At 46.1% G+C, this 21,693-nt stretch carries 8 protein-coding genes; 2 read left to right on the forward strand and 6 right to left on the reverse strand.

Features of this window, described 5'->3' with window-relative positions:
• Position 1: 1 nt before the first annotated feature.
• Complete coding sequence (locus NDI33_RS05860; RefSeq protein ID WP_190677653.1) at positions 2 to 910, forward strand: LysR substrate-binding domain-containing protein; 909 nt, start codon at positions 2 to 4, stop codon at positions 908 to 910.
• A gap of 135 nt (positions 911 to 1,045) precedes the next feature.
• Here NDI33_RS05860 and NDI33_RS05865 read toward each other — a convergent pair whose 3' ends face one another.
• The 5 genes from NDI33_RS05865 to topA all read right to left on the reverse strand — a co-directional run bounded on the left by NDI33_RS05865 (position 1,046) and on the right by topA (position 19,916).
• The gene (locus tag NDI33_RS05865) at positions 1,046 to 2,701 is read right to left on the reverse strand and encodes a PfaD family polyunsaturated fatty acid/polyketide biosynthesis protein (RefSeq protein ID WP_190412772.1); all 1,656 of its coding nucleotides are present in this window, start codon (positions 2,699 to 2,701) and stop codon (positions 1,046 to 1,048) included.
• 185 nt (positions 2,702 to 2,886) lie between these two features.
• A complete protein-coding gene (locus NDI33_RS05870; RefSeq protein ID WP_190677655.1) occupies positions 2,887 to 9,819 on the reverse strand; it encodes a PfaB family protein in 6,933 nt (2,310 codons plus the stop codon).
• Positions 9,820 to 9,932: 113 nt separating this feature from the next.
• Complete coding sequence (locus NDI33_RS05875; RefSeq protein WP_190677658.1) at positions 9,933 to 12,344, reverse strand: SDR family NAD(P)-dependent oxidoreductase; 2,412 nt, start codon at positions 12,342 to 12,344, stop codon at positions 9,933 to 9,935.
• 107 nt (positions 12,345 to 12,451) lie between these two features.
• Complete coding sequence (locus tag NDI33_RS05880) at positions 12,452 to 16,687, reverse strand: type I polyketide synthase (protein ID WP_190677659.1); 4,236 nt, start codon at positions 16,685 to 16,687, stop codon at positions 12,452 to 12,454.
• Between the two features lie 1,018 nt (positions 16,688 to 17,705).
• Positions 17,706 to 19,916, reverse strand: a complete 2,211-nt coding sequence (gene topA, locus NDI33_RS05885) for a type I DNA topoisomerase (RefSeq protein WP_190677662.1) — start codon at positions 19,914 to 19,916, stop codon at positions 17,706 to 17,708.
• Between the two features lie 96 nt (positions 19,917 to 20,012).
• Here topA and NDI33_RS05890 point away from each other — a divergent pair, with 96 nt between their 5' ends.
• On the forward strand, positions 20,013 to 21,053 hold the full coding sequence (locus tag NDI33_RS05890) for an S-layer homology domain-containing protein (protein WP_190677664.1): 1,041 nt from the start codon (positions 20,013 to 20,015) through the stop codon (positions 21,051 to 21,053).
• A gap of 58 nt (positions 21,054 to 21,111) precedes the next feature.
• Here the strand turns inward: NDI33_RS05890 and NDI33_RS05895 are convergent, their stop codons facing one another.
• The gene (locus NDI33_RS05895) at positions 21,112 to 21,561 is read right to left on the reverse strand and encodes a hypothetical protein (RefSeq protein WP_190677666.1); all 450 of its coding nucleotides are present in this window, start codon (positions 21,559 to 21,561) and stop codon (positions 21,112 to 21,114) included.
• Positions 21,562 to 21,693: the final 132 nt, after the last annotated feature.

Consider the following 21,693-nt stretch of genomic DNA (forward strand, 5'->3'; position numbering starts at 1 on the left):
AATGGAGCTTCGGCATTTGCATTACTTCATCGCGGTTGCAGAGGAGTTAAACTTCTCTCGTGCTGCTGCTCGTCTGCATATCGCGCAACCTCCCTTGAGCAAACAAATTCACGATCTCGAAGACGATCTGGGAGTGCAACTGTTTGATCGCACCCAGCGACCGCTCCAGTTAACCCTAGCTGGAAGAGTCTTTTTAGACGAAGCTCGAAGCGCGATCGCTAGCGTAGATCGTGCGGTCAACATGGCGCAACGTGCTAGTCGTGGAGAAATCGGGCGATTGGTAATCGGCTTTACTAGCTCAATGGCAAACAGCTTTTTGCCAGACATTCTGCGAGTTTATCTTGAACGTTTTCCGCTTGTGGAACTCGTCTGGCGAGAGTTAGCAACTTCCTTCCAATTGCAAGCACTGCGCGATCGCCATCTGGATGTTGGCTTTTTCCATTTACCATCATGCATGGAAGAGGAAGTTGATTTATCTTGGATGACGATTTGGCATGAGTCTTTAATCGTCGCATTACCAGAGACTCATCCACTGGCGCACCAACCTCAAGTTTCATTGAAAGCACTAGCACAGGAAGTGTTCATCCTCCCTTCTCGCCAATTCTCCCCGGTCTTATCTGAACAGCTCGAACATCTGTGCCAACAATCTGGTATTTCACCCATTGTTATCCAAGGAGGAACGCTGATGCTGACGATACTCGGCTTAGTCGCTGGTGGGGTTGGAGTTGCTTTGCTACCGGCTAATGTCCAAAATCTTCAACGCAAGGGTGTCTTATACAAAAACATCGCTGAGTCAACACCAACTGTCCTAATGGGGGCTGTATGGCGACAGGACGATGCCTCAGCGACTTTGCGCGAGTTCTTGGAAGTGACAAAAGCGATCGCGCAGACTAACTCAAAAGCGTCTTAATCAAAACATAAAAACGCCTATACGCGATCGCTTGCCTCCACAGTTTAAGGCATACCGATAGAGACAGCCCAGAGGCTTTTTACGGCAAAGTTCTTTAAAATGCCAGCCCCTGGTACCAAAAATGTTTAGACTATCCTAAAAAAGAGGTTTTGGACAATAGTTCCAGTATTGTGCAGGCATCGATAACCCCTGTAGTTTCAAGTTTTGCAGCCGGTACAAAAAGCCAGCACCAATCATTATGTGATCGGCAACATCAACTACACGACGATTATTCGCTTGAGCCAGATAAGAACCCTTCACCCATTCATTGAACGATCCCATCGAGGGGCCACACCAGATTTGATAATCCATTTCACGACCTTTCTCACCCGCATTAGACCAACGGGAGGACAAGCCCAAATACGAGCGGAAAATCAGAGCCATTTTACGTTTAGGATTGTTATCTGCTCTGGTTATTTGATCCGGGTCGCGTTGAGAAAAATAAGCAACCGTATCTTCCCAAACTGACTCTAGACTCTTCCTGAAGATTTCTTTTTCTAATTTCTCTCTTTCCACAAGCGGAATTTCTTCAATTGAGTCATAGTTCTTGTAGAAATCAAAGAGTTTTTGCGCCCGCATTGGGAAGAGACTGCCACGTTTCAGGACTTGCAATTTCACCCCCATTTCAAACATATCCGCCGCTGGTGCCATACTCACATCAGCCATAGCCGCTTGAGCTAGCAAGTTTTTGGTATGAGTAGAAGCTCCAGCTTCAAGACAGGATTGGTTAATGGAGCCTGTCACCACATAAGCGGCTCCCATCATAAATGCCCCTAATGCTGACTGCGGTGTACCAATTCCTCCAGCCGCTCCAACTCTGACAGGTTGTTCGTAACCATATTTTTCCTGAATTTCATCCCTAAGAGCCAGAATCGAAGGTAGGAGACAAACTAGGGGACGATTATCTGTATGACCGCCAGAATCGGCTTCTACAGTGATATCGTCAGCCATTGGAATTTTTTCAGCCAAGGAAGCTTGCAACTCAGTAATTAGCCCTTGAGCAACCAATTGCTTGAGCATTTTAGTGGGTGCTGGTTGCAAAAATTTAGTTGCAACTTCTGTCCTAGAAACTTTGGCAATGATTTTGTTTTTGATCTCGATTTGATTCGCCGAATTGAGACTAAGTCCAGCCGCTCGATAATAGACAATGTTGGGTGTCAAATCGAGAAACGCTGAAGCCTCAACGGTAGTGACGCCGTATTTGAGATATAAATTGATTGCACCCCGCTCGATTGCAGCTTCGCTAGGACTGTGGATCAAATTAAATGCATAAGGCCCTTCTGGAAGTGCTTGCTGAATGCGGTGAATAGCAGTTTCAATGCGAGAAGGAACTAAGCCCGCGGCACCAAAGGCACTGAGAATCTTTTCTTTACCAAGGGCAATTACCATTTCTTCGGAGGCAATGCCATTCGCCATTGACCCCGTACTATAAGCATATTTTACCCCGTGGAAAGTCAGGAAACTGGGGTCTCCCAACTGTTGAGGAACTAGCGGTGGCACTGCTGTCAAAGTTTCCACGGATTCAGTTTTGCCGTTATTAGCATCCCCTAAATAACCTTCGTTCGTGACCCCAATTTGGCCTTGCTTGCTAACGATGTAACAGGGTTTATCTAAATTCAGCAGTTTAGTCTTGATACCTTCTTCATCAAAAGCTACAGAATTTAAAGAACCCTGCCAGACTGGATTTTGATTGTTCGGATTTCCTGAGAAACGAAGACCATTTTTGTTTTGCGTTAAAGGTATTGCCAACATAGTTTCTTTTTCCAATTCAAGCCAATAACAGATTGTAGATTGTCGGTTGGGTTGACTCCCCAAATCCCTCCCCTAGGAGAAGAGGGGCTTCCGGACTCCCCTTCCCTACTAGGGAAGGGGGCTGGGGGTTAGGTTCTTAATTCACCAACAGTACTAACTGAACCATAGTGTGAGTTTGATAGATTTTAATCAGACTCAACTAAACAAAGAGCGATGTCTTTAACTTCATAGATTCTCAGGTTGGGTTTCCACAAACTGGCATCACCGATTAAGGTGACTTTGTTTGGAGTAATATCCACTTTGGAAATATGAACCTCTAAATACATCTCGGTATGACCATGAGGAATTTGTCCGCGATATTTCCAAACGATTAGATGGTCGATGGCTTGGACAAAACGGGGAGATTTGAATTGTTTACCAAGATCGTTCTGTAAGGCATAGACTTGCATCGCTTGCAAAATCCCCTCAATTCCTAATGAACCAGGCATGACCGGGTCAAGGTAAAAATGACACTTGAAATACCAGTCATTCGGCTTTACCTCTTTTCGGGCATAGATGTAGCCTTGCTGATAGTTCCCTCCTCCTTGAATAATTCGTACTTCATTCAGGAGGTCTAACTGATACTGAGCAAGCCGATAATGGGGTCGAGCCTGATTAAGGCGATAAAACTTGGCTCTACTTTCTGGACTCCTTAAGTCGATTTTTGCTTTCGCGAGTCCGGTGGTATTTTCAGTTTCGTACCAGGGTGGAACATCCTTACCGCGATCCAGTCCTACCTGATTTGCTAAAGATTGGGGGCTAAAATGACCAAATGCGGCAGTTCCTTCATAAAACGGTTCGCCATCGCAAACCATTTGAAAATCAAAACTCTGAATAATCACTCCCTGGATATTGGATGAAGACAGTAACCGGGCTGTATTCGTAATCGTCTTTCCTCGAATATCTATATCCTTGAGAAGGCGACCCTGTCCATCAAGATTGCGGAAGTACAAGTCTTGATTTGGATACAACAAAGTAGTTCCTAAATAAGCAGAGAGAAAACCACAGGGTTGCAGAGCTATCTCCATTAAAATTGAGTACGGTATTGTCGGAGAGGAGTTTTGGCGATAATACCAAGGCTCTGTGGGAACGTCGTATTCAGTAACAATACTGGAATGTTTTGTTAGTTCATGGCGCTTACCATTCACTTCCAAAACGCGATGCACCAAATTGAGATGAGTATTGGGCATTCGCGAAGCTTTGACGCCACCGTTGTCATAAATCTCGAATTCTGGGCCAAAACACTTAGCAACCGAACCCAGACAAAATTCGTTGACTTGATCTTCATTTAATAAGGCTGGTTTCCGGGGTAATCCTGCCTTTTGTTGAGAGTTGTTTATCGCTTGTTCAACAGAAATTGAATGATTAGGGTTCTTTTCAGATAGCTGCAAGCCTAGGTCTTGGAAGTGAACAACAATTTTGCCGTTCAGGATGACTTCAACATTACATTTTGCATAAGGTTTTGGTGTAATGCCAATTTCAGTGATTTCCATCCGATAGATTAATTTGCCCGAAATGGGAGTCACCTGTCCGCGACAACGGACGACCTGTGGCAAACCGGGAATCGGTTGAAATCTAGCATCAACCGTGTAGGTTTGCAATCCTAAATAGAGAAGATAGAATTGCAAGAGTTGACCGCACCCTTCTGCCATCAGGGAACCAGCCATCACCTGATCGTCTTTGAAGTGGCAGGGGAAATACCAATGATCTGGGTCAAGAAATTTTTCGCCGATAATTAGACCTAAACCCCAAGCCCCTCCTGTCGGTTCTACTGATGTGATGCGGTCGATCATGAGCATTGCCTTCGGGGGCAAGCGCAGGGAGGGATTTAAGCCATCTTGCCAATAATGGTCTCCTAAGCAGGCAGCAATATTACCCTCGGTGAGGGATAACATATCTGACTCATCTAGGCTTGATTTTTGACAGATTAGCAGAGGCTCAAACTTTTGCTTTGGAATCTTGCTTCGCGCTTCAAGTTCTTTATCGGAAACAATAATTCCCTTACCATTTTCGAGTTGTTCGTCGGAAAAGAATCCGGCACAGCCTCCGTCCATTTTGAGGATCATTTTATCCCCAACAAAGCACTCGTAACTAAAGAAAAATAGTAGGTTATCTCCGCTTCGCACAAAAGAATTTATGCGGATGTCATAACGCAGGGTTTGTCCTTCTTTGGGTAAATCATCTAGGAACGTCAGGGTGCAATCAAGCAAGCGATAAACTAGGTCGCCTTTATTCTCAAAATCAATTCCTAGGTAGCTGATTAATAATAAATCGCATTGACCAGATTCTACACTTATTGCCCAAGGAGCTTGACCATCAACAGCGTACCAGGCATTCTGTGGAATATCGTATTCGGTTGTGATTGAAGAGGGTTTAAAGCTATTTATTTCCCCATCAAGTTTAGTAACCCTGCTCACCAAGAGATAGGGCGGAACTGGCAGCCGCACTCGCCGGGAATAGGAATCGATAATTTCATAGTCTTTACCGAAAACACGGGAAATTTTCCCTTCAGCAAATTCCAGTAAATCTGCTTCATCCCAAACAATATTAGAAGGCTTTGTGTAACTATTGCGCTGAGGATCTGAAGTTGTAGGGGCTATCTGACCATTGCTCTGAGCTGATATATTTTGATTCAATAATTGTTCGGCTACAGCTATTTGTAGCTGAAATATCTTCATCATTTGGTTTTGATGATTAGTTGTCTGTTGGGGTTCTTTTGCTATTGTCATGGCTTTTGCTTTATTACCTCTTGTTATCTCTTTTCGGAAACTCTCACAATTTTCAGCGGTCAAAATTTTAGAATAAATTCGGCTTCCACCCAAAGTAACTTTTTTAACAATTGATTGACGTTGGATAGATTTTTCTGGCACTTGAGAATAAAGTGGGGACAAATCCACAGAGACACCGTGACTCACAAGTTTTGCTAAAACCCTGACCACTCCAGTATGGTCATCAACGCCTTTGGTATTGATGGATATGGCAATATGCTCTTGTTGCTTAAGCGTTTCGCTAATCCATCGAGAACAGTTGTTTCCTGCGCCTACCTCAATAAAGATTCTGACACCATCTTCGTAGACACGATGAATAATTCTAGGGAAATCAACCGTTATACAGCAGATTTTGGCGGCGTTATGGGCCAGAGAATTAGTATTTAGCTTAATCGGAGCGTAATTTACTCCAGAATAAAACTGAATATCGGGTACATTTTGGATGGGAATTGTGTGTAATTCAACCAATCCCTCATACTCAGTATTTGTTGGTTCGCAGTGCAATACACTGTCAAAATTGATGGGGAAATATTTGCACTTGAGAGTTGCAATTACTCTTAAGCAAGCTTGCGGATCTCCACCAATTACTACTTCTTCTGGAGTATTGATAAAGGAAAGATAAACACGTTCTTCCTGCTTTAGGACTTCCTTAACTGTCGATACGGGCGCTTTGAGAACATAGGAAATCCAAAATTTTTCCGAACGATCGCTTTCTGACAAACCCCAAAACCTACGTCCTGCTAAACAGGGACCGCATAAATCAGTTCTAAATAGAGGAGAGGACACTAAAGCTTCGCTTAATTTCCCATCATCGCGCCAAATGTCAAGGGCAAACAGCATACTGCTAGCTTCACCCAAGCTATACCCAAATGCAACTTGGGGTTGGACTTGGAAATACTGTCTGAGAATCAGGCTATATAGCACTGCCAAACTGATTCCGGTTTGGCACATTGCTACTCCGTCACCCAAAAATTCTGCCTGTTTCTCTGCTTGTGCTTGACTGGAAAGTTTTTCTAAACTTTTGGGATAATGAAGTTTCTCGTGCATGACCTGACCTGGATAGGGAGTCAGAGCCGAGAAGCTATCGTAAACTTTAGGAAATAGCTGGAAAATGTCCCGTCCCAGCCCCAGACCAGAACTAGCCATACCAGGGTAAACAAAGGCAACTTTACCCTCATTTCCTAAAGGTTTCGGTGTGAAATAACTGCCAAGCGGTGTTTTCCATTCTCCGCCAGTTTCAAAGCTTTTTTTGATACCTGCGATCGCTAAGTGGATTTCCCGCAGGATTTCCTGTTTATGAGAACCGACAATCGCTAGGGTATAAGTCGCCTGGGGCGATTTCCCAAAAGCTGTAAAGGTCTGTGTTGCTGCAACGGATAGATCGTCACCCGTTTCAATCAGATTTTGGAGCGAATGCAAGCGTTCGAGCAACGCAGATTGATGATTAGCGGTGAGGGGAAATAGATAGAAGGGCGTTTGTTCCAGATACTTGCTAGGACGCTCTTTTTGGCTCAATTCTTCCGAGAGGATGATGTGAGAATAAGTACCATCTATGCCTAAGCCGTTAATTGCAGCCACTCTTTTCGACGCTTCGGGTTCCAAGAACCAAGTTCTCGATTCGGTGGTGACGTAGAAGGGACTTCCTTGCCACATCTGAGGCAGTTTCGGTCTAGACCACTGGGGAGTCGCAGGAATATACCGATGATACAGGCAGAGGACAGTTTTGATTAAACTCGCCATCCCGGAAGCGGTATAAGTATGACCAATGTTGGCTTTGACACTTCCCAGGCAACAACCCAAACTCGCTTGGGAAGTTTGATAGGCAGAGAGTAAACCTTTGATTTCGGCTTCATCTTCTGAGGCGACGCCACTGCCAAAAACTTCCAGATACCCGATGTCTGTAGGGTGAATACCTGCTAAATCGAACGCCTGCTGACAAGCTTGTGTGAGTATGCGATCGCTCGTCGATTGATGATTGGCATTATCCTGAATTAAGCTGATGGCATCAATAACGGCATAAATTCGGTCTTGCTCCTGTTTGGCTGTTTCGTGCCGCTTTAAAATGACGGCACCTGCACCTTCCCCGACCATCCAGCCATTCGCGTTTTCATCAAAGCTTAAGGTAGGAATCCCTTGATTAATCGGTGCTAACTGCTGGCGGAATAATACGTTTTCCAATCCACCAGAGAGATCGACCGCACCAACGACAACAGCATCGACTTCTTCATTAGAAAGAAGTAATTGAGCGACTTCTAAAGCTTTAAAAACTGAATTTTCTTCAGCAGAAATGGTGAAAGAGGGGCCAGTGAAATCCCACTGGGCGGAAATGCGACTAGCCATCACATTACCGATGAAGCTGGTGTATCGGTTGACTTGCGCCGGAGGATGCAAGCTATCTTTGGTAATGGCTTCCAGTTCGGCAAGTTTTTCGGGAGACAAAGAAATATTCGCTTGTTCCAAGCTTTCTTTGATTTGCCAAGATAAATCGCATCGACCGCGATACTGGTGCAAGGAGAGTTCTGTCCCCATCGCCACAATTACGGCGACATTTCCCCCTTGAGCGAGTTTTGCATCTTTGATGGCGTTGTCCGCCACCTTTAGCATCAATAGCTGTTGAGGAATGAGTTGATCTTCGTCGCGGGGCGGGATTTTGAAATTTAAAAAATCGAGTTCAAAATCTTGGATGTAGGCTCCCAGAGGCGCTTCGCCATTTGCCAAGCCATATTCTTTGAGTAATTGGGGTTGCTCTTCGATACCTTGCCAGCGCTGAGGCGGAAGGGGGATAAAATGCTGCGTTCCCTCATAAATCGTGCGCTCGAAGGCATCTAAACTTTTACAGGAGCCAAAGAAGGCATCCATGCCGACGATCGCTAATGAGTGTTGAGTGTTGAGTGTTGAGTGTTGAGTGTTGAGTTGAGGATTGGGAATTGGGGATTGGGAATCCTCACCTTCTCCAGCCGTTGCCTCTGAAGATTCTAAAATCAAATGAGCATTAGTACCACCAAAACCAAAAGCATTGATGGCGGCACGTTTTGTCGGTTGTTTTTGAGGCCAAGGTGTCGGGGAAGTGACCATCTGCTCAGCAGCGATCGCGCCTTTTTCTGAACGGAGGGGGTCAATTACGTCGATTGTCGCCGGGATGACCTCTTCACCCATACTCAAAATCACTTTGATAAGACCCGCGATTCCCGCAGCCGTCAACAAGTGACCAAAATTGGATTTGACAGACCCAATCAGAGGCACCGTTTGAGACTGACCGAAGAAGGTCTCCATTGAGTTGAGTTCGGTGATATCTCCGACTGGAGTCCCCGTGGCATGACACTCAATGTAATCGATACTGTTGGGATGAATTCCGGCTTCGGTATATGCCCGTTCAAAGGCTAAGATTTGCCCTTTGGGATTGGGACTGAGGACGAATTTCCCTTTCCCGTCATTCGATAAGCCAACGCCGCAGATTGTGGCGTAGATGCGATCGCCATCTCGCAGCGCATCGCTATATCGTTTCAGGACAACCATTCCGGCTCCTTCTCCAGCTACGAGTCCTCCGGATGACTTATCAAAAGGACGCGATATCCCATCTTCTGGATAAGCGTGGAAAATAGAAAATCCCATATTGATGAAGAACGGATCGGCGCAACTCACCGCACCCGCTAACATCAGGTCAGCTTTGCCGGATAACAGATAGTGACAAGCTAATTTAACTGCATACAGCGATGTCGCACAGGCTGCATCCAGAGATAAATTAATTCCAGATAAAGACAGCGCTTGAGCAATGACTGCTGCCGGATACCCAGCTAACATTCCATTTAAAAGGGATACGTCAGAAGGTGTTTTTTTTAGTTGGAAAGATTCTTCTTTTAAAAGTTGCTGAAGGGCTGAATCCAGAAATTTTTGATAGATTGGTGCAAAAAAACGATGGGAAAAGCGGGTGGGAAAAGAAAGATTCCCCAGAATTACGCCGCACTTTTCCAGAACCGATTGATTTCCTAAATAACCGCTATCTTTTAATGCTTGTTTTGAGACGTATAAAGACCATTGATAAATTTCATCTAAGTTTTTCAGGAACTCAGGAGCCATCTGAAACTCGCTGGTATCTAACTGAAAATTTCGGATATATCCTCCCTTCAAACAATAGTATTTATCTAGCTTTCCTTTTTCTGTCGAATAAAACTTTTGGGGATCTACTCCCATTTGTTCGGCTGTTGCCAAGCTTTTAAAATCTTTTTTAGCAATTAAATTCTGCCAGTATTGCTCAGGACTTTCTGCACCTGGAAACAAGCTAGATAAACCGATGATTGCAATTTTTTCCATTCAATATTCCTAAAAGATTTAATCAAAAACGACTTTATTTTAAATAAGCTCTAGCTAGCGTGCTGTAGCAGCGATCGCTACTACAGCACGCTGAATTAGTTTTTAACTTGCCATTACTTAACTCCTACTTTTTCAGAGTTAAAGAATAGACGGTTCAGTTGTTTACTAATCGTCACTTCTGCCCCAAATACTCGCGAGTAAACTTTTCCTTGGATATCGTGGGAAGTGATGTTCGCCACTAACTTAGTTTCATTGCTAGAAATGACATCCATCGACACGTAAAATGGTTTACCCAAGGGAATCATTTGGAAATGCTCTCCTTTCTGGCAGCGTAAAGGGAGACTAGCCGCCTGATAAAAATGCCTTACCCAAATCAACATGCACTGAAATTGCACATCTTTGGCGACAAAATCGAATGCCTGTGCCGGAAACTGTCCCCGCTGTTCTTCAGTGATTTGGGGTAAAACACATTCCATCGTCAGGGTTTCTGGCGTAATATTTAAAACTTGTTTGACCCCTTTAAAACTAGGGCCATGAAACAAGGTGCCATCCTGATAAGGCGATAGGAACGCAAACTCTTGACTTTGAGTTGCATCAAATTCATAAGTGGGAGCTTCCGGAATTTCTTTCAGGAGTTTCACCTGCCCGTTGTAATGATAGCGGCGTTTTCCGGGTTCCGCTTCACTCCATATTGTCGCTGCGAGTTCGAGCTGCTCGTTCTGGGATTTATTGACTTCCTTCACTTCCAAGATGTATTCGCTTGCCAATGTTTCATCGAAAACAATGCCTTTTAAGACTTTGAAGTTTTCGCAGCTAAAAAACTTGTAGCCAGAATATAGCTGTTCGCTAACATTGGCAAGCCATACTGAACCACAAACGGTTGGTAATACCGCTTGACCACCAATCGCATGATCTTGCAAAAAGGAATTTGCTTTCAGGTTTAATTTTCGATGAATTTGGTAAGTCCGGAGTTCTGAATCTAGCTCTCCAGACACGACTACCAGAGGACTCCCCACCAAAACTTGCACTGTTTCCCGTTCGCCAAAATCTAGTTCGTCAACTAGCATCTGAGTTCCCACTTCAACGGGAATTACCTCAACCTTGCGTTCGGCAAAAATCTGTTTTAACTCAGGCGTAACCATCCCGCCATCCCAAGGTCCCCAATTAAAGGAAGCTACGTGACATTCGGGATGGAGGCGCTTAAAGTGATGGGCAAATTTATTGAGAATCTCATTGGCGATCGCATAATCCGATTGACCAATATTCCCGTAAAACCCAGCCGCTGAAGCGAACAACACCAAATGCTTGATTTGATTCGGATTGACACAACTCAGCAGATTTTCCAACCCTTTGACTTTGGCAGTATAAACGGCTTCAAAATCCTGTTCGGATTTATTCTCAATCAATTTATCTGCCAAATTGCCAGCGCCATGAAGAATTCCGGAGATCGCTCCAAAACGCTGGACGGTATCTGCTAGTTTTTCCTTTAAAGCGATCGCATCGGTAATGTCGGCGCTGAGATATTCTGCTTTCCCACCCGCTTTCTCAATCGCTTGCAGCGTTTGGGCGATTTCTCGTTGGGATAAAATCGCCTTCAGTGTCTTTTGGACTTTGATTGGGGTGGGTTTCTCTCCTCGTGCAGTAATATCTGCCATAATCCGCTTTTTCAAATCAAATTCATCAACACAGCCTTTTGCCCATGCTGGCTCCGGATTGATGCTTGAGCGACCGAGGAGGATGAATTTGCATCGGTAGCGTTGCGCTAGCTTGATGACACACTGGGAAGTAATCCCGCGTCCACCGCCGCTGACGAGAAACACCGAGGATGGAGTAATTTGATGTGTTGTGCCGCGAGCGTTCTTCTTAACCCTACACATCTCGGCTACCAGGGTGGTTCTCCCCTGGGAACTGTACCCGACTTCGGTAATCAACCGATTGGGGTCGTGAAGTTCCGCGACAATCGATTGGGCGACAAATTCTTCATCGAAAGCGGGACTCAAATCGATGGCGCGACAAAACACCCGTTCCCATTCCAGGTTGAGGGTTTTCGTCAAGCCGAACAGCCCCCCACCGATGGCGCTAAACTCTGTTTTGCGACTTAAACCGAATTGCCCATCCAGGCGGCTCACGGTGAGGAAACAACTGCGTCCTTGACGTGCTGCTTCATTCAGTGATTTTTTGAGGTGCTTAGCAATCAGAAAAATATGCTTGAGGATGGCTTTTTCCGATTCCTGCCCAAGACTTTCTTGAATTGAGGGATGCAGATGAACGAACGCGCCAATCGAGCCGTAGTTTTGCGCGATCGCCATCAGCTGTTGTTTCAAATGCTCCTCGCTCAAATCTGCCAGCACCACACGGCTAATTCCTCCCGGTAACGGTAGCCGTTTGGCAATAACAGATTCGGGGAAACTTAATACAACCACTTTCCACCCTCGGTCTGAAAGAGACTTGACCAATCTGATACTGGCAGGGCTACCGTCATCAGTCAGCAAACAAATGTGATGGTCGGGCAAGGTGAAATCCAAATAATCTGCCTCACTCAGAGGTTGGAGCCTCGCCCGACCGCGTTGAATCTTGTGTTCAGCTTCAGTTGAAGCTTCAGATGAAGCTTCAACTTGCTGCGATTCTGGGGTTAAGTTTTTTTTTCAGCCACCCGCGATTCCTGGCTCATATATTCAACAATTTGAGCAAGGGTGCGGAGTTCGGCTAGCTGTTCTGGATTCACCGGCGGCAAATCAGGGAATAACTCCTGCATTGCCCCCAAGATTTCCACCCGCTTGATCGAGTCAATCCCCAAATCTGCTTCCATGTCCATCGAAAGCTCTAGCATTTCCGTGGGGTAGCCAGTCTTCTCACTGACTACTTCTAACAGGGATTGGATCAGAGCATTCGCCTTCTCCTGGGAGACAAATCCGTTTTCTGCCTTCGCTGAAACTGCTGCCGCTGGAGCAGAAACCTCGACCTCTGTTGATGGCGCTTTGTTGCCCATATATTCAACAATTTGAGCGAGGGTGCGGAGTTCAGCTAGCTGTTCTGGATTCACCGGCGGCAAATCAGGGAATAACTCCTGCATTGCTCCCAAGATTTCCACCCGCTTGATCGAGTCAATCCCCAAATCTGCTTCCATATCCATTGAAAGCTCTAGCATTTCCGTGGGGTAGCCAGTTTTCTCACTGACTACTTCTAACAGCGCTTGAATCAGGGGGGTCAAATCCACCGGCGCGATTACGGACGCACTAGGGGTATTTTCGATGAAAGAGGGCGCAACTTCTGTTGGCTCTAATTGAGCGATTTGAGTTGAAACGCTGTTTGTCTCTACTGAGCGAGCCTGGGCTGCCTGCGAACCATTGCTGGAAACGGGTTGGGAAATTACTGGCACCGCTGTAGGGACGGTTTCTGGGGCAGCTAGCCCAGAATGTATCAGCTTCTCGGGTGTCGGTACGACAGTCGTGGCAGTAGGGGAAACAACCGAATACTGTGGTTTGTCAGAGGTTCCTTGTCCGTTTTGTCCTTGCTCAAAGTTCCGAACCGGCGCGATTGACGCCTGACCATTCACAACTGACCCATTCGCACCATTACCAGCCCCCAAAAGAGAATAATGTTGCTGCATGAGCTGGAAAAATCTTTGGGAATATTCCAACTGATTTTTCAGGTATTGTTCGTGAACTTGCTGGCTGGCAGCTTGATGTTCGTGAAAGCGCATCATGTTGCGCTCTAAACTTTCTAGAAGACCCTGATTATTTACAGAAGATTGTTGCATGGGTTGCGCCTCTGATTTGGTTGCGGGTGGAACTGGTATCGGCTCTGGCATTTTGACTTGGGGAATTACGGGTACGGGAATTACGGGTTGAGGGGTAGGGATTGGGGCGATGTGTGGTGTTGGTTTCGGGGCTAAAGATTTCTTCGGCTCCTGTGTCAATTTCCCATTCCTGTTTTCCCTTTCTGGATTTCCCTTGATTTGGTGTCCGTTTTGCAAAGCGTGTTCAAAAGCAGCTTTGGTTTTCTCACTGACATAGTTAGCGCCGTTTAAAGGCACATTCAATCTCTTCTTTTGCTGAGAATTGGATGTTTTTGATTTAACTAGGTAAGGATCGAGGTTATCTAAAGACAAGCCAGCCACGCGCAACTGAACAAAGGCTTCGCACAACTGGCGCTGGCTATCTCCTTTGCTACTGGCATTCAAGGCGATCGCTAAATGGGGTCGATCTTCGAGGATATTCTTCACCAGATTGGTCAGGATATTCCTGGGACCAATTTCGACAAAGAAATATCCCCCGGCTGCGTAAATATTTTCAACTTCCTGCTTAAAATGCACAGGATTGACAATATGTGCAGCTAAGGTTTGTCCGATGGTATGGGAATTGTCTGGATAAAGATTTCCGGTTGTATTGGAGTATACCGGGATTTTCGGCTGATTAAAAGTAACGCGATCCAGCACCTCTGCAAACCGTTTTTGAGCGTGAGCGACAAACGGTGAATGGAAAGCTGCGGAAACGGGTAGTAAAACAACCGAATACCCAAGCTGCTCCAATTTCTGCTGGACTTTGGCGATTTCTTCCTTCGCCCCCGCTAATACCACCTGATTGTTAGAGTTCCAGTTGGCAATGGTGATTTTGGGGAAATTCTCGACAACTTCTTTGACTTTATAAATATCCCCTTTCACCGCCAGCATCATGCCGGTATCAACTTTTGGATCGTCGGGGAATGCCATCGCTTGACCTCTGGCTTTGACGAGGAAAAAGTAATCTTCGTCATTCAGAACGCCCGCCGCCCATAGTGCTGTCAGTTCCCCGAAGCTGTGCCCTGCCACATAATCAGGCTTGAACCCTGCCTCTTCTATAATCTTGTAGAGACCAAAACTCAAGGCACCAATTGCGGGTTGGGCATTTTCGGTCTGTTGTAATGCCGCAATTTGGGCATCCTTTTGGGCGTTGTCAAAAACAGGACACGGGAAAACGACTTGGGAAATGGGTGGCAACCCATTCTTACCCAGGTATTTGTCCATATCGCTGTAAGCTTGGCGAAGCTGAGGGAAGTTAAGGACAAGTTCCTTACCCATCTCCAAATACTGCGAACCTTGCCCCGAAAACAGCGCCACTACCTTCCCTTGGGGGTTCAGGCTAGTTTTGCGGTAATAGATTCCTTTGGGATGCTCCCACGATTTGGCTTGCTGTTTGTTTTTCAGTAAGTCAATCGTAATCTGCAATAATTCACGGGCTTCTGCGGCAGAGGTGGCGACAAATCCCACTCTGGCTGAGGCAACGGGAATTTTTAAACTCGCAGCGCTGACAAGTTCTGTGTAATGTTGTGTGCCGCGATCGCTTGCTAATTGCGACTCTAGGGTTTCACACTTCGCCAATAATTCTCCTACTGTTGGAGCATCCAGCAGAATGGTCGCTGGCGTACTGTGTAAACGATAAGCCTGTTGATGTTCCCTTTGATATTCTTCGAGGACGACATGATAATTCGTGCCTCCAAAGCCAAACGCACTGACCCCTGCTCTTCTTGGCGTTTCATCATCAATGCCAAGCCAGGGTCTGGTTTCGGTATTCAAATAGAAGGGTGAGTCTTCTATTTTAAGTTTAGGGTTGGGTTGGGTGACATTAATCGTCGGGGGTAATATCTTGTGGTGCAAAGCCAAAGCCGTTTTGATCAGGCTGGCTGCACCTGCTGTTGCTTTGGTATGTCCAATCTGAGACTTAACGCTCCCCAAGGCAATATGTTGTTTTTGGGAGTTGTTTTGGCTAAAAACTTCATTTAAGCCTGCAAACTCTGTCGGATCGCCAGCGACGGTTCCTGTACCATGAGCTTCAATCAGACCGACTGTTGAGGGTGCAAATCCAGCATCTTCATAAGCTCGACGCAACGCTACGGCTTGCCCTTCCGAACGAGGAGCATAAATGCTCTTAGATTTGCCATCGCTGGAGGTGCCCATTCCCTTGATGACGGCATAAATGCGATCGCCATCTCGTTCGGCATCTTCAAGCCGCTTGAGAACCATCATTCCCATGCCTTCACCCAACAGCATCCCGTCGGAATTTATATCGAAGGGACGGGAATTCCCTTCTTTAGAAAAGGCAGGCGTTTTACTAAAGCACATATACATGAAGATCGAATTGTCGGCATCCACACCGCCCGCGATCATCATGTCGCTACGATACTCGGTCAATTCACTCAAAGCCATCCGCAGGGCGCTTAATGACCCGGCACAGGCTGCATCTACAACACAGTTAATTCCTCCTAAATCTAGGCGGTTGGCAATTCGTCCGGCAATCACGTTCCCCAACATGCCCGGAAAAGAATTTTCCTCCCAGCCGATATAGGCAAGTTTTATCTTCTCAATAATCTTTTGGGTATCTTCGTCAGATACACCACTGTTTTTAAGAACCTTCTCCCAAACGGGATATTGCAAACGGGCAGTTAGCGGCGTAATTAGTTTCTGCCCGCCCCCTACGCCCAGAATGACGCCTGTGCCTTTCCGATTAAAATCTCTGGATTCACCGTAACCAGCGTCTTCCATTGCCTGTTTGGCAACTACCAACGAGAGCATTTGGGCGACATCTGTCACCTCTAGAATATTGGGAGGCAGCCCAAATTCCATCGGATCAAAATCAATATCCGGGATGAATCCGCCTCGTTTGCAATAAGTCTTATCCGGTGCCTTGGGATCTGGATCGTAGTAGTCCTCAATCCGCCAGCGTGAGGGAGGAACATCAGAGATACAATCGGTTTTTGTAATGATATTTTCCCAATACTCTTCTAGAGTCCTGGCTTGCGGAAAAATGCAACCCATTCCGATAATCGCCACTGGTGTTTGTTGCAGTTGCCGCTTAATTTTGTTGTTTATCAATGATTTATCAGACTTCATTCCTCAACCTGACGCTAGTGACGTTCCTGGTTCAAAGGGTTATGATACCAAGTTATTCCGCTTTAGTGTAGTTGTATATCCACTCAATTTAAACCTGTGGAAGTTTGCTGTTTATTTTCACACGAGTGGGTACACCCAGCTTCATATTCTCAGCTTGGGCGAAAGCTTTGTAGGCTGCACGGAGATAGGCAAAATCAGGAATTTAAATAATAGCAATTTCAGTCCCTTGAAGCAAGTTAACTATTTTAACAAATTTTCTTATGGTTGAAATTTTATGGTATAATAAACAGTTTTTTTGAGATTCCCTACCCAGCCTTGGGTAGAGGGTATAAAGCTAAGGGATCGTGTTTAAAAAAATTTTTAGGGGTTAAAACCCAGGCACAGCAAAACTTAGAGTATTTAAAATTGGTAATTTAGAATCGCAAGTAGGCTGGAACTACAGGTTTCAATTTTTTACAATTTAAATTGTATTCAATTTGAAAAGGTAGAAGAGTGTATTTATTTTAGTTTTGATTTTAGAACCTATAAAAAAATAGGTGAGTTCTCTTGGTTTAACTTTTTATTAAAACAACGGTAAAAACAACAAAAATACTTTTTAAATTTATTAAGCGTTGCAGCAAAAATAATGTCTGCTATCACTTTATATTTAGCTATAATTTATTTTTATGCATGAAGAAAATCTTTAAATAAATGTGGTGCCATTAACCGCTGATGCCAACTAAAATATGCTTACACATAGCTATTTTATTTCCAGCTATGTGTAAGGGCAACTACCAAATTGTTGAAATGCCGCTGTTCTTTGTGAATAGTTGTGCTGTAGTTTAAAATATATCTCCAATAGAATGCAATTCGAGTTGAGGGATGGGGGGACTGACTTGGCGTTTATTTTTTAGTTAAAACTTGATAATGATTGCGTACACTCCAGACCCTTCAACCATCAAGTAAACAACGTCCTTCAATTAGGCGCTTTGTAAATCAAGAAACCAAGCCACAGGTATACCTACGCATTCTTACTGAATTACTCCGCGCCAAGCTCGCCAAATTTTGGCGACCACCAGTTACCTTTTTTACTCTCAAAGAAGGCTACCTCTTTGCATTTATTTTGTTTGGTTTTCGGGTTAGAGCAACGCAACATCACCTTATCTTGACCATTTTTGGTGTATTTGTAACGCTCTAGGGAAGAGCCACAAATCGGACAAGAATGCTGAGAAGGCTTGTCAGAACGCGGCGGATTTTTCCGCTTAGCGTCAGGCAATTCATACTCTAGCGTGGATACGTTAAAAAACATTACAGCACCGCAGCCATTATTGCGCTCATCACAGCTCAAAAAATGGTCTGTTTGAAGTTTTTTAGACTTCGAGTAAACCCTCGTCATTGGATGTTTGCATCTCGGACACCGAATATTAGTAAGTTCAGACCGAGTCTCCGTGCTAGTATCGGTGCGAGTATCCGGGGGTTCACAAACAGGTGGAGTGACCTTAACTCGGCTTGGATTCGTTACAGTCGGCATAGAAACGGGAATTTTTGCCCCGGCTTTCTTGAGTGCTGGGGCAAAATAGTCGCGGTTCCAGCTAGTCAAATACTTTTGCCAGTCCAGCTTACCGTGAGCGATCGCATCCAATTCCCGCTCCATCTTTGCCGTAAAATCTGCTTGAATCAGCTCAGGTAACACCCGACCCAAAAACTCATCAACTTCCATCCCTAGCTGGGTCGGAACGAGCAACCCCTTCTTCAGAACCACATACTCCCGCTCTTTCAAAGTCTTTACAGTCGGAGCATAGGTGCTAGGACGCCCAATCCCCTGTTTCTCCATCACCTGAATCAACTTAGACTCAGAATACCGGGGTGGTGGCATCGTCTGCTTCTTATCGGCATCCGCATGGGTACAGGTCAGCGGTTGCCCTTCTTTGAGAGTCGGCAACACTTGATCTGAACCAATATCTCGCCAGTAGCGCAGATAGCCCTCAAACTGTAGCACCTGACCCAAAGCTTGCCAAGTAACGCTACCAGATTTGGTGACAATTTTCGTCTTCAGGAGTCGCGCTGGTTGACACAGAGAAGCGATCGCGCGTCGCCATATCAAATCATACAATCCAGCTTCTTCGGGTGTTAACTCTGCTTTAATGACGGATGGTAGCCGGGTAATCTCTGTCGGTCGAATTGCCTCGTGCGCCTCCTGGGACAGCGCTGCACTTTTACGAACAGTCGTCTTTTGGGGGACATTCTCTGGGTCATTTTGCTCCAGATACTTCCGCACCGAAGCGCAAAACTCCTCAGATAAAGTTGGGCTATCTGTACGCATATAGGTGATGTATCCTTGTTCGTACAGCTTTTGCGCCACTTGCATTGTTTTCTCTGGATTCAGCTTTAGACGCGTTCCTGCTGCCTGCTGAAGGGAACTGGTAGTAAATGCGGCGGGTGGTTTTTTGAAACTCACTTTACCTTGGGTGCTGACTACCTGATGCGGATGACTCTTCGCCATCGCTACCAGTTGATCCGCTTGAGTTTGTGTTGTCACTCTGGTTCCTTCAGCAGCTTTTTTGCTGTCAGGAGACTCAGAATCATCGGTTTCCTCTACTTCAGGCTCATCGGAACGATTCACTTGTCCGGCATAAAAGGCTCGAAACCCCTCGGCGTAGTCAACGTAAACAGACCAGTAATCTTCAGGGACAAAGGCTGTAATCGCTCTCTCGCGATCGCATAATAGGTGCAAGGTTGCGCTTTGAACCCGACCGACTGACTTGGCTCCGTTTTTGAGCGACCAAACGAGAGGGGAGCCTCTGAAGCCAACCAGCTTGTCGAGACACGTCCTCAAAAGAGCTGCATCTACTAAGTTCTGGTCGAGGGGACGGGGTTTGCTCACTGCTTTTTTAATCGCAGTTTCTGTAATTTCGCTCGTCACTACTCGCCGGGGATTTTTTACCTTGAGTTCTCGTGCCAGATGCCAAGAAATGACCTCCCCTTCGCGGTCTGGGTCTGTCGCAAATATGACTTCGGTTGCTGATTTGACGGCTTGTTTTAATTCTGTGAGAACCTTTTTGCCTCGGTCGCCACGGGGGACAAATCGACAAGTAACGCGATCGCCTGATAGGTCAAATCCCAGTGCATCTTCCCCGTCTTTAGCCAGCTCAACGACATGACCCATGCTTGCCATCACTCGGTAGCCAGAACCAAGACTTTTCTGCCATTTCTGCCGTTTTCCAGGGCTTTCTATCAAAACAAGTTTCATGTTCTGTCCTCCAAAAATTTTTAATTCTTGCTTTAAGAAGGATGACTTAGCTAGGCATTTTAGGGTATAAGCTACTTGCTGCATGAACTCAGGTAAATGACATCACCTCCCCCCGATCCACGTTCCTCTCGGCTTGGCTTTGATGAGTTGATTGGCATTGTTGTTGCCTTCGGCGTGATTGGCACGATTTTCTTCTGGTCAATTGGTAGAAGGGAGCCAGGGTTGAATTTGACCGGATTGCCGACTCCTGACGCCACGGCGAGTCCAAAGCCAGCAGCGCCGCTACCAACGGTGATACCCGGAGAATCGCCCACCCAGCAAACGGTTCCGGCACCTTCTGCTTCACCGAGCGACCCAAACCGAACACTACTCATACCCGACGATCCAAACACGGTATCGAGAAGCGTCCCGATTCCCGTACCCGTACCCGCGCCTTCCGCCCCAGCGCCGTCAGTCGCCCCCGCCACAGTACCCGCGCCTGCGCCTTCTGCGCCAGCGGCGGTTGTTCCCGTACCCGTACCCACGCCTTCCGCCCCAGCTAAACCGATCAACTTTTCCGATATCCCCGACAATTACTGGGCGCGTCCTTACATTCAAGCGCTGGTTGAGCGCAACATCCTCGCGGGTTTCACCGATGGCACTTTTCGCCCCGATCAACCGATCACGAGAGCGGAATTTACGGCTCCGTTGCGAAAAGCTTTTAGTCAAAAACCGGCTCAGAATGCTTCAAACTTTCAAGATGTCCCCGCTGGGTACTGGGCTGAAGCTGGAATCAAGCAGGCTGTGGCAACGGGTTTTTTGAAAGGATATCCGGGAAATCGGTTTCTCCCAAACCAAGAAATTCCGAGAGCGCAAGTTTTGGTTGCGCTTGCTAGCGGCTTAGGGCTGAAACCACCGTCCAATCCGGCTCAAGCTTTGCAGACTTATCAAGACGCCAAGGAGATTCCTAAGTACGCGACCCAAGGTGTCGCAGCGTCTACAGCCGCCGGTCTTGTGATTAACTATCCGAATCAAAACTTGCTCAAACCGAATCAAGCGGCGACTCGTGCTGAGGTAGCTGCTGCAATTTATCAAGCTCTAGTACAAGCCGGACAAGCACAACCCATTTCCTCTCCAGCCGCTGTGCAGCCACAATGAGGGAACCATCGGAGGGGCATGGCATTGTTCGTTTGAGCGAAGCGTTTGGCGACACGGATCAAATTCGGTTTTGGAAGTTGCGATCGCCTTTATACCCGGATAGCTCGGCGAGTTCTTCTAAAGAAAGCAGACCTGAGTAACGCCGCCCCTTAATTTCCCAAGTGGGAAAGCCTTTAATCTTTGCCTTTATGCAGAGGTCTGGACGCGGATTTTTACCGCCCGCATCGCACTCAATGTAGTTTATATAGCCAAGCGCCTCTTTTGGAAACAGTTCTTTCTGTTTTGTGCAGAAAGGGCACCAATATGCACCGTAAAATTTGGCTTTGGTGCGTTTCAAGTGACGTGCTAAACCCACTTCTGCTGTAGTAGCGGCGCGATTCGAGGATTTGGTTGGCTGGAGTGCTGATTCTGTATAGGGATCGGATGAACAGCCAGCAATTAATGCCAGTAGAGCGATCGCAGTAGTGCGGATGATAACCGCGCTAAGGTCAAATCTTTGAACTTGCATAGCTCTCAGTTGGGTAGATGTTCGGCAATCAGCAAAGTTTACCTTTTGTTTTCATACCATTTTGCTTTACTGTTGCCCAATCTAAATTTCTGAACTATCGATAAATAGAGACGCAATAAATCGCGTCTCTAC

It is taken from the genome of Trichocoleus sp. DQ-A1, assembly GCF_039961955.1.
GTDB lineage: Bacteria > Cyanobacteriota > Cyanobacteriia > Cyanobacteriales > FACHB-T130 > FACHB-T130.